Source organism: Streptomyces sp. LUP47B (assembly GCF_001746295.1).
Classification (GTDB): Bacteria; Actinomycetota; Actinomycetes; order Streptomycetales; family Streptomycetaceae; genus Streptomyces.
In genome coordinates this window covers 170182-183794 of the sequence record NZ_MJAH01000011.1, presented here as the reverse complement: position 1 = coordinate 183794, position 13613 = coordinate 170182, and the positions used below count along the sequence as shown (strand labels likewise).

Below are 13613 nucleotides of genomic sequence, written 5' to 3'. Positions count from 1 at the left end.
GAATATGGATATGCACACTGTGGTGGTGGGGACGTCCGGGGTCACCGCGTCCGACGTCCTTGCCGTGGCACGAGACGGTGCCCGCATCGAGCTCTCCGAGGAGGCGGTCGCCGCTCTGGCCGCGGCCCGCGGGATCGTGGAAGCCCTCGCGGCCAAGCCCGAGCCGGTCTACGGCGTCAGCACCGGTTTCGGGGCCCTCGCGACCCGGCACATCAGCCCGGAGCTCCGCGCCCAACTGCAGCGCAACATCGTCCGTTCGCACGCCGCGGGGATGGGGCCGCGGGTGGAGCGGGAGGTCGTACGGGCGCTGATGTTCCTGCGGCTCAAGACCGTCTGCTCGGGACACACGGGGGTGCGGCCCGAGGTGGCGCAGACCATGGCCGACGTGCTCAACGCCGGGATCACACCGGTGGTCCACGAGTACGGTTCGCTCGGCTGCTCCGGCGATCTCGCGCCGCTGTCCCACTGCGCTCTCACGCTCATGGGGGAGGGGGACGCCGAGGGACCGGACGGTGTGGTGCGCCCTGCCGGTGAGCTGCTCGCGGAGCACGGGATCGAGCCGGTCGAGCTGCGCGAGAAGGAGGGGCTCGCCCTTCTCAACGGCACCGACGGCATGCTCGGGATGCTGGTCATGGCGCTCGCCGATCTGGACATGCTCTACAAGTCCGCCGACATCACCGCCGCCCTGTCGTTGGAGGCGCTGCTCGGTACCGACAGGGTGCTCGCTCCCGAGCTGCACGCCATCCGACCGCATCCGGGGCAGGGGGCCTCCGCCGCCAACATGCTGGCCGTGCTGCAGGGTTCGGAGCTCACCGGGCATCATCAGGACGACGCGCCCCGGGTCCAGGACGCCTACTCCGTGCGCTGCGCGCCGCAGGTCGCCGGGGCCGGGCGGGACACCATGGCGCATGCGCGGCTGGTGGCGGAGAGGGAGTTGGCGTCCGCGGTGGACAACCCCGTTGTGCTGTCCGACGGTCGGGTGGAGTCCAACGGCAACTTCCACGGTGCGCCGGTGGCTTATGTGCTTGATTTTCTCGCCATCGCCGTCGCCGACCTCGCGTCGATCGCCGAGCGGCGCACCGACCGGCTGCTCGACAAGAACCGGTCCCACGGGCTGCCGCCGTTCCTCGCGGACGACGCCGGCGTCGACTCCGGGCTGATGATCGCCCAGTACACGCAGGCCGCGCTGGTCAGTGAGTTGAAGCGGCTGGCCGTTCCGGCGTCCGCGGACTCGATCCCGTCGTCGGCGATGCAGGAGGACCACGTCTCGATGGGCTGGTCGGCCGCGCGCAAGCTGCGCACCGCCGTCGACAACCTCACCCGGGTTCTCGCCGTCGAGCTCTACGCCGCCTCGCGCGCCGTCGAGTTGCGCGAGGGTCTGAGCCCGGCGCCGGCGACGCAGGCCGTCATCAGCGCCGTACGCAAGGCGGGTGTCGAGGGTCCCGGTCCGGACCGGTTCCTGGCGCCCGACCTCGCCGCGGCCGACGTGTTCGTGCGGGAGGGGCGGCTGGTGTCGGCGGTGGAGGCCGTCACCGGGCCGCTGCTGTAAGGGGGCGGGGCCCTGTTCGCCGTACGACCGAACAGGGCCCTCGCCGCGGTTACTTGAGCTTGGTCAGCTGGGCGTCGATCACGGCCGTCGGCACCGGAGCCGCCTTGCCGCTGTCGAACGAGGCGAAGTTCACCGTGTAGTACGAGGAGACGGCGTTGCCGACGCGGACCACCTCGGTGTTGATGGTGGCCGTGCCCTCGCCGTCCATGTCGGACGCGACGGAGAACCCGACGGACTCGTCGCCCTTGCCGGAGGCCTTCACCGAGGCGACCTTGGTGACCTTCTGCTTCTCGCCCTGGGCGGTGATGGTGAAGCCGCCGGAGCAGGCGGCGATGGCGTCGGAGACGGACTTGACGGCCTTCTCGGCGCCGTCGCCGGCGTAGGAGGACAGGCCCACGAAGGTGATCTCGACGTTCAGGGCGTCCTCGAGGGAGGCATCGTCCGGGGACGCGCCGGCCTTGGGGGTCTTCGTGACGGTGTAGCTCGCGCTCGCGTCCGTGTCGCCCGGCGCGAGGCCCGCCATGGCGTGGGCCAGCGGGGCGCACTCGGTCTTGTCGGTCTTCACCTCGCTCTTGGACTTCGGCAGGGAGCCGTCGTCGGCGGTGTCGACCTCGTACCCGGCGACATCGCCCTTGGCGAGGAACAGCTTCTTCAACTCGGCCGTGCTGAGCGCCTTCGCGGCCGTGGTCGTGCTCGGGGAGGAGGAGGCGCCGGCCTCCTTGGACGCACCCGACTCCTTGGAGTCGTCGTCCGAACCCCCGCATCCTGTGATGAGGGCGAGCGACAGCACGCTCACGGTCGCCGTGGCGCCTATGCGCACCCTCGATGTTCTCTTCATGGGCGGACTATGAACGTTGGGCCAAGAAATCGTCAAGCGAGTTCAAGCGGAGCCCAAGCGGCCTCAGAAACCCAGTCGTTCCCGGCGTACCGAATAGACGACGAAGCCCGCACCCAGAGTGAGGAACAGGGTGCCGCCGACGACGTACGGCGTGGTGTCGAAGCTGCCGGTGTCGGCGAGCCGGGTGTCGTCCACGGACGTCTCCGCGCTCGTGGTCGTGACCCGCGCCTGTGCCGTGACCTGCGGGGACGGCTCTGTTCTCGCCGGGCTGTCCTGGGACGCGTTGGCGGACGGGACGAACCACAGGGCACCCAGAAGGGTCCCCGCGGCGGTGGCGGTCAGCAACGGACGGCGAACGGATGACACGGAATATCGATCCCCTTGTGGTGCTGGCGAATTGGCCGTGTGGGGCGATGTTAGTGAAAGGCGCGGGTCACGGGAAAGTCACGGGAGGGATGGGCTTTACGCTCCGGGCATGAGCACTGAAAAGACATCACGTTTTGTACGGCTTCGTGTGGAACTCGTCGTCGAGGTCGACGATCTGGACGCCGTGACCGGGGCCGCACTGGCGCGGATCGCGGAGGATCCGGACATGCCGGGTGACGAGCGGGCGCATGCCGAGGGTGCTGTGACGGAAGACACTGCGGAGGCCCTCGCCTATCTCGTGGACCCGTTCGACCTGGTGGGGGACCTGCCGGGCGTCGAACTGGCCCAGGCTTCCTGGAGCAGCGAGCAGATCGACTACGACCCGGATTCGCCGGACTGGGACCTCGACGAGGATGATGTAGAGGAAGACGAGGAAGAAGAGGTCGTCGGCTGAGCGTGCTCGGGAAAATCGTGACCCCGGGTGGCAACCGCCGTCCGGGGTTTCGTCGTCTCATGGGTCGCACGGACCGACAGACGCCACCTTCCGCCGCAGCGGACGTGGTGTGCCCCACACCTTCCGAGAAGGTGGAACGGGATGAACCGGTCGTAGCGTTTAGTTCTTGGCGGGGACTCTCGGGGTTTCTGGGATTCGGCAACGATGGAGAAGCGTGTGATGACGGTCAGTAAGCGGCGCAGGGGCCTGACGGTCGCGTCCGCACTGCTCGGCGGGGTGCTGATGCTCTCTGCCTGTTCTGGTGGCGACGACTCCTCGTCGAAGGGCGGCGGCAGCGACACCTCGCAGGCCAAGGCCGACGAGGCGGCGGCCAAGAAGAGCTCCCAGGCCGAGATCAAGATCACGCCCAAGGACGGCACGGACAACGCCTCCATCAACAACTCCGCCGCCGTCACCGTGAGCAAGGGAACGCTCACCGACGTGACGATGACGACCACCGACGGCACGAAGGTCGCCGGTGAGCTGTCCGCCGACAAGACCAGCTGGAAGCCCGACACCCAGTTGGAGCGCTCCACGACCTACAAGGTCGCAGCCGAGGCCAAGGACACCGACGGGCTCGTCGCCCACGAGAACGCCTCGTTCACGACGGTCTCCCCGGCCAACAGCTTCATAGGCAACTTCACTCCCGAGGACGGCTCGACCGTCGGCGTGGGCATGCCGGTGTCGATCAACTTCAACAAGGAGATCAGCAACAAGGCGGCCGTGCAGAAGGGCATCACGGTTTCCTCCAGCAGCGGCCAGGAGGTCGTCTGCCACTGGTTCTCCACCGTCCGCATGGACTGCCGTCCCGACGAGTACTGGAAGGAGAACTCCACCGTCACGCTGAAGCTCGCGCTCGACGGTGTCGAGGGCGCCTCCGGTGTCTACGGCGTCCAGCAGAAGACGGTCACCTTCAAGATCGGCCGCAACCAGGTCTCGTACGTCGACGCGAAGACCAAGCAGATGAAGATCACGCACAACGGCGCGGTCATCAAGACCATCCCGATCTCGGCCGGCTCGCCGGAGAACAAGACGTACGAAGGCATCATGGTGATGTCCGAGAAGTTCAAGGAGACGCGCATGAACGGCGCGACCGTGGGCTTCACCGACGACGACGGCAAGGGCGAGTACGACATCAAGGACGTGCCGCACGCCATCCGGCTCACCAACTCCGGCACCTTCGTGCACGGCAACTACTGGGGCGCCAAGTCCGTCTTCGGCAACGTGAACACCAGCCACGGCTGCGTGGGCCTGTCCGACACCAAGGGCGCCAACGACACGGGCACGGCGGGCTACTGGTTCTACACCAACTCGATCGTCGGCGACGTGGTGGTCGTCCAGAACACCGGCGACAAGACGGTGGCCCCGGACAACGGCCTCAACGGCTGGAACCTGAGCTGGGCGGACTGGAAGGCGGGGTCGGCGGTCTGACGCCCACTTCGGCCTGAGCACACGAGAGGCGGTCGCCCTGAGGGGCGGCCGCCTCTCGGCTTGAACGGTCCCGCCTTGACAGGCGTGTGAGGGCTCGTCCCTGGCTCGCGGACAGCCTTCTCATGCAGCTCTTATCCGTGCCTTATGGAGTCATCACGCGCCGTACCTAGCTTGCGGCCATGTTCTTCACCTACCTGAGGCGCGAACTGCGCCGCCGCAGAAAGGCGGCCCTCGTCGTCGCCTCCGGGCTCGCGCTCGGGATCGCGCTGGTCATCGTGGTCAGCTCCGTGTCGTCCGGCATGGGCAAGGCCCAGGACAAGGTCCTCCAGTCGCTGTACGGGCTGGGCACCGACATGACGGTCAGCAAGGCCGCCCAGCCGCAGGCGAGTTCGTCGGATCGGCCGCGCTTCCAGTTCGACGCCCAGGACAACGGCTCCGACTCGGAGCAGAGCAGCGACCGGGTGCTGGTGCAGGGCTTCCAGACCCTGTCCACCTCCACGGTCACCAAGGTCGACCAGCAGACCGGGGTCTCGGACGCGGTCGGCGGGCTGAGCCTCCAAGTCATCAAGGTGAGCGGGCAGTTCACCCGTGGCCAGTTCCAGCAGGGCCAGAACGGCGGGAACCGGCAGCCCGGCAGCGGCGGCACCGGTCAGCCGCAGGGCGAGGTGCGGGGCGGCGGCGCCAACTTCGACGTCAACAACTACTCCGTCTTCGGCACCGACGTCACCAAGGCGGCCCTCGGCCCGCTGACCTCCTCCAAGATCACCACCGGCCGTACGTTCACGTCGGCCGAGACCGACGCCAAGGTCGCCGTCGTCGACTCCGCGTACGCCAAGGAGAAGAAGCTCAAGGTCGGCTCCACCGTCACCATCAAGAGCGTCAAGTTCAAGGTGATCGGTATCGCCACCGCGGACAGCGGTGACGCCGCCGCCAACGTCTACATCCCGCTCACCCAGGCGCAGACCCTCAGCGACTCGAAGAACAAGGTCACCACGATCTACGTCAAGGCGACCGACTCGCAGAAGATCGACTCCGTCAAGTCGTCGATCCAGAAGAACATCTCGGGTACGACGGTGACGACCTCGGCGGATCTCGCGGACACGGTGTCGGGGTCGCTGTCGACGGCCTCCTCGCTCGCCACGAACGTCGGCAAGTGGCTGTCGATCGCCGTGCTGGTCGCCGCGTTCCTCGTCGCCGGTCTGCTGACCTCGTCGGCGGTGTCCCGTCGCGTACGTGAGTTCGGCACGCTCAAGGCGCTGGGATGGAAGTCGGGGCGGGTGACCCGGCAGGTCGTCGGTGAGGCGATGGTGAACGGGCTGCTGGGCGGGGCGCTGGGCATCGCGCTCGGCCTCGCGGGCGCGTACGTCGTGACGGCCGTCAGTCCCACGCTGCAGGCCCAGTTGGGCGGTGGCGGTGGCGGTGGCGGCGGCGCGGGTGGTCCCGGTGGCGGAGGCTTCGGTGGGTTCGGCCGGCAGGCGGCCGCCAAGACGCTGGACGTCTCCCTGACCGCTCCCGTCAGCCTTACGACGGTGTCGATCGCGGTCGGGCTGGCTGTGGCCGGTGGTCTCATCGCCGGGGCGTTCGGCGGCTGGCGTGCGTCGCGGCTGCGGCCGGCGGACGCGCTGCGCCGAGTCGAGTAGCGGTGTCCGACGCGGTCGGTTGCAGGTGCGGGCCCGGACCGATCGATCAAGGTGACCGCATCCACCCAGGGGCGCGGGGAACTGCGCGACCAGCCCCCACCGACCCGCAGCCGCAGACGATCCGCACCACCCCGGAAACCGGAACCCAGGAGCACTCACATGTACGAACTCAGAAGCGTCACCAAGCGCTACTCCCGAGGCAAGGACACCGTCGACGCGCTCGCCGGTGTCGACCTCACCATCGCCGACGGGGACCGGCTCGTCATCCAGGGCCCCACGGGCGGCGGCAAGTCCACCCTGCTCCAGATGCTCGGCGCACTGGACAAGCCCACGGAGGGTGAGGTCGTGCTCGACGGCACCGACCTGGCCAAGCTGTCGGAGGCCAAGCTCACCAAGGTCCGCAGCGAGAACATCGGCTTCGTCTTCCAGTCCTTCAACCTCATCCCCACCCTCACCGCCCAGGAGAACGTCGAGACCGCCCTCGTACCCCTCGGTGTGAAGGGGAAGGAGCGACGGGAGCGGGCGGCCGAGGCCCTCACCTCGGTCGGGCTCGGGGAGCGGCTGCGGCATCTGCCCTCCGAGTTGTCCGGTGGACAGCAGCAGCGTGTCGCCATCGCCCGCGCCCTCGTCAAGCAGCCGAAGGTACTCCTCGCCGACGAACCCACCGGCAACCTCGACGAGTCGATGCGCGACGAGATCATGGACGTACTCGAACGCATGTGGAAGGAGCTGGGGCTGACCTTCATCATGGTCACCCACGACTCCGCCATCGCGAAGAAGGCCCCGCGCCTCGCCACGATCCGCAAGGGCAGGATCACGGTGAAGGAGAACGCCGCCACCTGAGCCGGAAACCCCAACTCCCCCTGAACCCGGCAGTCTTGTAACAGACTTTGCTGTCGGCCAGTTGTCTATTGAGGTCGTGATCACCCCTCGGCATACTTCGAGCACCGGGGGGTGCACGTATATGCGTGCGAGTCTCCCCCCGCCCGGGTGAACGGGGAATTCACCCGGTCCTTCTGCAAGGGGGAATCTTGCGCAGACAAGTGAAAAAGGCATGCGCGGCCACCATCGCCACAGCGGCCGCGGTAGCGCTTGCGGCGGGCATGACCAGCCCGGCGTCGGCGGACGCGAAGCAGACCTCGAGCGTCTCGCAGTCGAACAAGGCGCAGCTCACGCCCAAGCACCGCATCACCCTGATCACCGGTGACCGCGTCGTCGTGGACGCCAAGGGCCGTGTCGTGGGCCTGGAGCCCGCGAAGGGCCGCGAGCACATACCCGTGCAGCTCCGCAAGGCCGACGGCCACACCTATGTGCTGCCGTCCGACGTCGTCCGCCTGGTGTCGAGCGGCAAGCTCGACCAGCGCCTGTTCGACGTCACCGAGCTCAACAAGGCCGCCACCCGCAAGTCCCAGAGCAAGGGACTGAAGGTGATCGTCGGCTACAAGGGCGCGGCGAGCGCGGCCAAGGACGACGTCCGGGACGCGGGCACGCTCCGCCACTCCCTGACCTCCCTGAACGCCGACGCGGTACAGACGCCGAAGGAGGACGCGCCCGAGCTGTGGGACGCGGTCACCAACGGCGACAAGACCGCCTCCGGCATCGCGCACGTCTGGCTCGACGGCGTCCGCAAGGCCAGCCTCGACAAGTCCGTGCCGCAGATCGGCGCCCCGACCGCCTGGGCCAAGGGCTACGACGGCAAGGGCGTCAAGATCGCCGTCCTGGACACCGGCATCGACGCGACCCACCCGGACCTCAAGGACCAGGTGATCGCGGCGAAGAACTTCTCCACCTCCGCCGACGCGACCGACAAGTTCGGTCACGGCACCCACGTCGCCTCCATCGCGGCCGGTACCGGCGCGAAGTCGAACGGCAAGTACAAGGGTGTGGCGCCGGGCGCCAAGCTGCTCAACGGCAAGGTGCTCAGCGACGACGGCTACGGCGAGGACTCGCAGATCCTCGCCGGCATGGAGTGGGCGGCCGAGCAGGGCGCCGACGTCGTCAACCTCAGCCTCGGCGGCGGCGACACCCCTGAGATCGACCCGCTGGAAGCCGAGGTCAACAAGCTCTCGGAGACCAAGGGCATCCTGTTCGCGATCGCCGCCGGCAACGACGGCGACTTCGGCGAGCAGACCATCGGCTCCCCGGGCAGCGCCGCCTCGGCCCTGACCGTCGGCGCGGTCGACGACAAGGACAAGCTGGCCTCCTTCTCCAGCACCGGCCCCGGCCTCGACGGGCAGATCAAGCCCGACGTGACCGCGCCCGGCGTGGACATCACCGCGGCCGCCGCCCCCGGCAGCCTCATCGACAAGGAGGTCGGCGAGAAGCCGGCCGGCTACCTCACCATCTCCGGTACGTCGATGGCGACCCCGCATGTCGCGGGCGCGGCGGCGATCCTCAAGCAGGAGCACCCCGACTGGAAGTTCTCCGAGCTCAAGGGTGCCCTGACCGGATCGGCGAAGGGTGGTAAGTACACGCCGTTCCAGCAGGGTTCGGGCCGTATCGCCGTCGACCAGGCCATCAAGCAGACCGTCATCGCCGACCCGGTGTCGGTGAGCTTCGGCACGCAGTCGTGGCCGCACACCGACGACAAGCCGGACACCAAGCAGGTGACGTACCGCAACCTCGGTACGAAGGACGTCACGCTGAAGCTGTCGTCGACGGCCACCAACCCGAAGGGCCAGGCCGCTCCGGCCGGCTTCTTCAAGCTGGGCGCCACCACGGTGACCGTCCCGGCGGGCGGCAAGGCCTCCGTCGACCTCATCGTCAACACCAAGCTGGGCGGCACGCTCGACGGTGCCTACTCGGCGTACGTGACCGCGACGGGCGGCGGCCAGACCGTCCGCACGGCGGCCGCGGTGCAGCGCGAGGTCGAGTCGTACGACGTCACGCTGAAGGTCCTCGGCCGTGACGGTCAGCCGACGAAGAACTACTCGAGCGACCTGAGCGGTATCTCCGGCCTCGGCAACGGCAAGTGGTACACGCCGTACGACGAGGACGGCACCGTCACCGTGCGCGTGCCCAAGGGCGGCTACGTCCTCAGCACCACGACCTTCGTCGACCCGAAGGACGTCACCAAGGGCACCGACTGGCTGGTCCAGCCGAAGCTGAACGTCACCAAGAACACGACGGTCACGCTGGACGCGCGCAAGGCCAAGCCGGTCGACATCACCGTGCCGGACACGGCCGCCAAGTCGGAGTTCGCCTCGCCCGGCTTCGAGATCGACACGCCCGAGGGCGGTTACGGCTTCGGCTGGTTCCTGGACTCGTACGCGGGCTTCAACACCGCGCACATCGGTCCGCAGGTGACCGACGGCTCGCTCAGCGAGCAGTTCGACGGCCACTGGAGCAAGGGCGCCACCGAGCAGTACGACACCGTCGCCGGCGGCAAGGTCAAGCAGTTCGCCACCGGTTACACCAGGCACTACAAGGCGAGCGAGCTGGCCAAGGTGAAGGTCGGCATGGGCGCGGCGACGAGCGGCAAGAAGGGCTCGATCAACGCCGTGGGCTGGCTGCCCGGCTCCTCCTCCGCCTCCTCGATCGGCATCCAGCAGACCCTGCCCGGCACCCGCACCCTGCACCTGTCCACCGTCAGCGGTGTCAAGTGGGGGCTGGAGTTCGAGCAGGACGGCGGTGTCGACGCGGACGGCTTCCCGATCTCCGAGGCGTACTACACCCTCGGTGCCTCGCAGTCCTTCACGGGCGGCAAGTCCTACGCGAAGACCTTCAACACCGCGGTCTTCGGCCCGCATCTCAACGCCGACTTCGGTCTGTACCGCGACGGCAACGAGATCTTCGGCTCCCTCCCGCTGTTCGCGGACGGCCCGGGCCACGCCGGCTCGTCGCTGTTCACCTCGGTCAACACCACGCTGTACAAGAACGGCGTCAAGGTCGGCTCGAACGACGACCCGCTGTTCGGTGAGAAGACCTTCAAGGTGCCGGCCGGCCAGGCCTCGTACAAGCTGACGACCTCGGTCAAGCGCAGCACCAAGGTCGCGGCCGCCTCCACCCGGATCGACGCCAGCTGGACGTTCACGTCCAAGAAGCCGGCCGACCTCGCCAAGCTGCCCGCCTCCACGGTCCGCTTCAACGCGGCCATGGGTCTGGACAGCCGCGTCGAGGCCGGCAAGACGGTCAAGATCCCGCTGACCGTCGAGGGCTCCGCCAAGGGCTCCAACCTGAAGTCCCTCGCGGTGTACGTGTCGTACGACTACGGCCAGACCTGGAAGAAGGTCACGGTCTCGGGCGGCAAGATCACCGTGAAGAACCCGGCGAAGGGGAAGGCCATCTCCTTCCACGCCAAGATCGCCGACAAGAAGGGCAACAAGTCGACGATCTCGATCTACAACGCCTACTACGCGAAGTGACCTGTAGGACGCGGTAAGGGAGAGGCCCGTCGGAAGCACCGCTTCCGGCGGGCCTTCTCCGTGTCTCAGCCCGCCGTCCAGGGCCGCAGCTTCTCCGGGTTCCGTACCGCCCAGATGCGGGTGACCCGGTCGTCCTCGACATCGAGGGCGAGGACCGCCTCGACGGTGTCGTCGACCTGGACCACCAGGCCGGGCCGGCCGTTCACCGTGCGTTCCAGGAGGGCGAGCTCGGGGGCCCCGGTGACGAGGCCGGCGAGGAAGCGGGCGATCGGCTCGCCGCCGTGGAGCGGGACGGGCAGGGCGGTGACGAGGCCGCCGCCGTCGCTGGTCGCCACGGCGTTCGGGTCGAGGAGCTGGACGAGGGCGCCGATGTCCTTCGCCTGCCAGGCCTCCTTGAAATCGCGCACCACGCCCGCGTGCCGGGCCGTCGAAGTCGTGGGGGGCCGGGCCTCGCGCACGCGCCGGCGGGCCGAGACGGCCAGCTGACGGCAGGCCGCCGGGGTACGCCCGACGATCTCGGCCACGTCGGCGAACGGGTAACGGAAGACGTCGTGCAGGACGAACGTCACCCGCTCGGCCGGGGTCATCGACTCCAGCAGCACGAGGAAGGCCATCCCGACCGACTCGTCGAGGGTGACCCGGTCCGCCGGATCCGCCGGGGGGCCGGCCCACTCCGCGCTGTCCGGCACAGGCTCCGGGAGCCACGCACCGACGTACCTCTCGCGCCGGGCCCGCGCCGAGCCGAGCGCGTCCAGGCAGATCCGCCCGGCGACCGTGGTCAGCCAGCCGCCCGGCGATCTGATCCCCTGCCGCTGCTCGGGGGGCATGGCGTACCAGCGGGTGTACGTCTCCTGCACGACGTCCTCGGCGTCCGCGAGGGACCCGAGGAGCCGGTACGCGAGATGGAGCAGCCGGCGCCGCTCACCCATGATCGCGCCCAGGGCCGGATCGGACGGTGTGCTCATGACGGTCTCCTCCTCGGTCTCACCACTACGACGAGACAGCACCCCGGAACGTGAGGTCCTCACATTCTCGGTGGCCGTGTCGTCGTAGCGGTGAGACCGAGGAGGAGACCCATGACTGATGTGCGGGCCATTGCCGACCGCATCGAGATCCAGGCACTGCCGGGCGAGTTCACCGACGCGGGGATGCTGCGGGACTACGACCGCCTCGCCGCGCTGTTCGCCGAGGACGGCGTCCTGCGGATACCCGCCGCCGGCGTCGCGTTCACCGGCCCCGAGGAGATCCGCGAGGGGATCGAACGGCTGCGGGGCGTGTGGGAGTACTTCGTGCAGACCGTGCACCCGGGAGTCGTCAGGGTCGACGGGGACAGCGCGTACGGGCGGGCGTACATCGTGGAGTTCGGGCGGATGCGCGACGGCAGCTCGCACGCCAACCACGCCCTGTACCACGACCGCTACCGGCGCACCCCGGACGGCTGGAGGTTCACCGAGCGCTCCTACGAGATCCGCTACCTCGACACCACCGCGCTCACCGGCGCCCCGCCCGAGCCCGGCCTGACCATGACCCTTCCCGCCGGCAGGGCCGAGGCATGACGGCCACGACCGGAGCCGAGGAACTGACCGGCGACTACGTCCTCGACACCGCCCGCACCCGGCTCGGCTTCGTCAGCCGGTCCCTGCTCGTCGTGAAGGTGCGCGGCCGGTTCGAGGAGTTCGAGGGCAGCGCGCGTCTGGACGGTGACGACCCGTCGCGGTCCGTCGTCCGGCTCACGATCCGGGCCCGGAGCATCCGGACCGACCACGACAAGCGCGACGGGCATCTGCGCGGCGGCGACTTCCTGGACGCGGACCGCCACCCGCTGCTCACTTTCTCCTCGACCGGCGTGCAACCGGCCGGTCCGGGCTTCCGGGTCACCGGCGACCTGACCGTGCGGGGCGTGACCAGGACGGTCGTCCTCGACCTGGAGCGGACCGGCGACGCGACCGACCCCCGGGGTGCACTCCGGCTCGCCTTCGCGGCCAGGGGCAGCCTCGACCGCAGGGACTGGGGGATCAACTGGGGGCGGGGCATGATCGCCCGGAAGGTGGCCCTGGAACTGGACGTGACCGTGGTCCGGCGCGGCCCCGGATGAGCCCACAGCGAACTCCGGGTCGGAAGGGGAGCCTCCGGCGGGGTGTCCGTGTTTGTGTGAGGTCATGACCACAGAGACCGTCGAGTACATCCGCTACCGCATCCCGGAAGACCGCTCGGCGGAGTTCCTGTCCGCCTACACCCACGCCTCGGTCCAGCTGGCGGCGGCCCCGCAGTGCGTCGACTACGAACTGGCGCGCTGCGAGGAGGACTTCGCGCACTTCGTCCTGCGCATCACCTGGACCTCCACCGAGGACCACCTGGAGGGCTTCCGCAAGTCGGAGCTCTTCCCGGACTTCCTCGCCGAGATCCGGCCGTACATCGAGAACATCGAGGAGATGCGCCACTACAAACCGACGACGGTCCGCGGCCGGGGCGGCGCCGTCCCCACCCTGTTCTCGTGGGCGGGCGGCGCGGAGGCCTTCGGCCGGCTCACCACGGTGTTCTACGAGAAGGTCCTGGCCGACGATCTCCTGGCGCCGGTGTTCGCGGGGCTGGCCCCCGAGCACGCCGAGCACGTCGCCCTCTGGCTCGCGGAGGTCTTCGGCGGCCCGGCCGGCTACTCCGAGACCCAGGGCGGCCACGGCCACATGGTCGCCAAGCACCTGGGCCGCGGCATCACCGAACCGCAGCGCCGGCGCTGGGTGAACCTCATCCAGGACGCGGCCGACGAGGCCGGCCTGCCCACCGACGCGGAGTTCCGCTCGGCGTTCCTCGCCTACGTGGAGTGGGGCACCCGGCTCGCGGTCCACTTCTCCGGCCCGGACGCCAAGCCGCCGGCGGAGCAGCCGGTGCCGAGGTGGAACTGGGGAGCGGCGCCGCCGTACCAGGGCTGAGA

12 protein-coding genes are annotated in these 13613 nt (G+C 69.0%); 9 read left to right on the top strand and 3 right to left on the bottom strand.

The window, feature by feature from the left end; all coding sequences use genetic code 11:
* Positions 1–10: 10 nt before the first annotated feature.
* Positions 11–1549 (top strand): histidine ammonia-lyase, encoded by a 1539-nt coding sequence (gene hutH, locus BFN33_RS30920; RefSeq protein ID WP_069763444.1) that lies wholly within the window; start codon positions 11–13, stop codon positions 1547–1549.
* 49 nt (positions 1550–1598) lie between these two features.
* Here the strand turns inward: hutH and BFN33_RS30915 are convergent, their stop codons facing one another.
* A complete protein-coding gene (locus BFN33_RS30915; protein ID WP_079141086.1) occupies positions 1599–2387 on the bottom strand; it encodes a hypothetical protein in 789 nt (262 codons plus the stop codon).
* Between the two features lie 63 nt (positions 2388–2450).
* Complete coding sequence (locus tag BFN33_RS30910; RefSeq protein ID WP_057607672.1) at positions 2451–2732, bottom strand: LPXTG cell wall anchor domain-containing protein; 282 nt, start codon at positions 2730–2732, stop codon at positions 2451–2453.
* A gap of 130 nt (positions 2733–2862) precedes the next feature.
* Here BFN33_RS30910 and BFN33_RS30905 point away from each other — a divergent pair, with 130 nt between their 5' ends.
* The 5 genes from BFN33_RS30905 to BFN33_RS30885 all read left to right on the top strand — a co-directional run bounded on the left by BFN33_RS30905 (position 2863) and on the right by BFN33_RS30885 (position 10681).
* Positions 2863–3207, top strand: coding sequence for a hypothetical protein (locus BFN33_RS30905; protein WP_069763442.1), 345 nt, complete (start codon positions 2863–2865; stop codon positions 3205–3207).
* A 204-nt stretch (positions 3208–3411) separates the two neighbouring features.
* Positions 3412–4677, top strand: coding sequence for an Ig-like domain-containing protein (locus tag BFN33_RS30900; protein ID WP_069763441.1), 1266 nt, complete (start codon positions 3412–3414; stop codon positions 4675–4677).
* A gap of 179 nt (positions 4678–4856) precedes the next feature.
* On the top strand, positions 4857–6317 hold the full coding sequence (locus BFN33_RS30895; protein WP_069763440.1) for an ABC transporter permease: 1461 nt from the start codon (positions 4857–4859) through the stop codon (positions 6315–6317).
* 159 nt (positions 6318–6476) lie between these two features.
* On the top strand, positions 6477–7160 hold the full coding sequence (locus tag BFN33_RS30890; protein ID WP_069763439.1) for an ABC transporter ATP-binding protein: 684 nt from the start codon (positions 6477–6479) through the stop codon (positions 7158–7160).
* A 200-nt stretch (positions 7161–7360) separates the two neighbouring features.
* Complete coding sequence (locus tag BFN33_RS30885) at positions 7361–10681, top strand: S8 family peptidase (RefSeq protein WP_069763438.1); 3321 nt, start codon at positions 7361–7363, stop codon at positions 10679–10681.
* A gap of 65 nt (positions 10682–10746) precedes the next feature.
* Here the strand turns inward: BFN33_RS30885 and sigJ are convergent, their stop codons facing one another.
* Positions 10747–11646 carry an RNA polymerase sigma factor SigJ gene (sigJ, locus tag BFN33_RS30880; RefSeq protein WP_069763437.1) on the bottom strand — a complete coding sequence of 300 codons (900 nt, stop codon included), beginning with the start codon at positions 11644–11646 and terminating at the stop codon, positions 10747–10749.
* A gap of 111 nt (positions 11647–11757) precedes the next feature.
* Between sigJ and BFN33_RS30875 the strand changes: the two genes are divergently transcribed.
* From BFN33_RS30875 to BFN33_RS30865, 3 genes are all read left to right on the top strand, one after another.
* The gene (locus tag BFN33_RS30875) at positions 11758–12237 is read left to right on the top strand and encodes a nuclear transport factor 2 family protein (protein WP_069763436.1); all 480 of its coding nucleotides are present in this window, start codon (positions 11758–11760) and stop codon (positions 12235–12237) included.
* Positions 12234–12776: a YceI family protein gene (locus BFN33_RS30870; protein ID WP_069763435.1), complete on the top strand. Its 543-nt coding sequence runs from the start codon at positions 12234–12236 to the stop codon at positions 12774–12776. The genes BFN33_RS30875 and BFN33_RS30870 overlap by 4 nt, the downstream gene beginning before the upstream one ends.
* Positions 12777–12840: 64 nt before the next feature.
* A complete protein-coding gene (locus BFN33_RS30865) occupies positions 12841–13611 on the top strand; it encodes a group II truncated hemoglobin (protein WP_069763434.1) in 771 nt (256 codons plus the stop codon).
* Positions 13612–13613 lie beyond the last annotated feature (2 nt).

Coding starts and splice junctions, on each gene's coding strand:
- hutH (WP_069763444.1), top strand. CDS start 11: ATGCACACTGTGGTGGTGGGGACGTCCGGGGTCACCGCGTCCGACGTC.
- BFN33_RS30890 (WP_069763439.1), top strand. CDS start 6,477: ATGTACGAACTCAGAAGCGTCACCAAGCGCTACTCCCGAGGCAAGGAC.
- BFN33_RS30870 (WP_069763435.1), top strand. CDS start 12,234: ATGACGGCCACGACCGGAGCCGAGGAACTGACCGGCGACTACGTCCTC.
- BFN33_RS30915 (WP_079141086.1), bottom strand. CDS start 2,387: ATGAAGAGAACATCGAGGGTGCGCATAGGCGCCACGGCGACCGTGAGC.
- BFN33_RS30875 (WP_069763436.1), top strand. CDS start 11,758: ATGACTGATGTGCGGGCCATTGCCGACCGCATCGAGATCCAGGCACTG.
- sigJ (WP_069763437.1), bottom strand. CDS start 11,646: ATGAGCACACCGTCCGATCCGGCCCTGGGCGCGATCATGGGTGAGCGG.
- BFN33_RS30895 (WP_069763440.1), top strand. CDS start 4,857: ATGTTCTTCACCTACCTGAGGCGCGAACTGCGCCGCCGCAGAAAGGCG.
- BFN33_RS30905 (WP_069763442.1), top strand. CDS start 2,863: ATGAGCACTGAAAAGACATCACGTTTTGTACGGCTTCGTGTGGAACTC.
- BFN33_RS30900 (WP_069763441.1), top strand. CDS start 3,412: ATGGAGAAGCGTGTGATGACGGTCAGTAAGCGGCGCAGGGGCCTGACG.
- BFN33_RS30865 (WP_069763434.1), top strand. CDS start 12,841: ATGACCACAGAGACCGTCGAGTACATCCGCTACCGCATCCCGGAAGAC.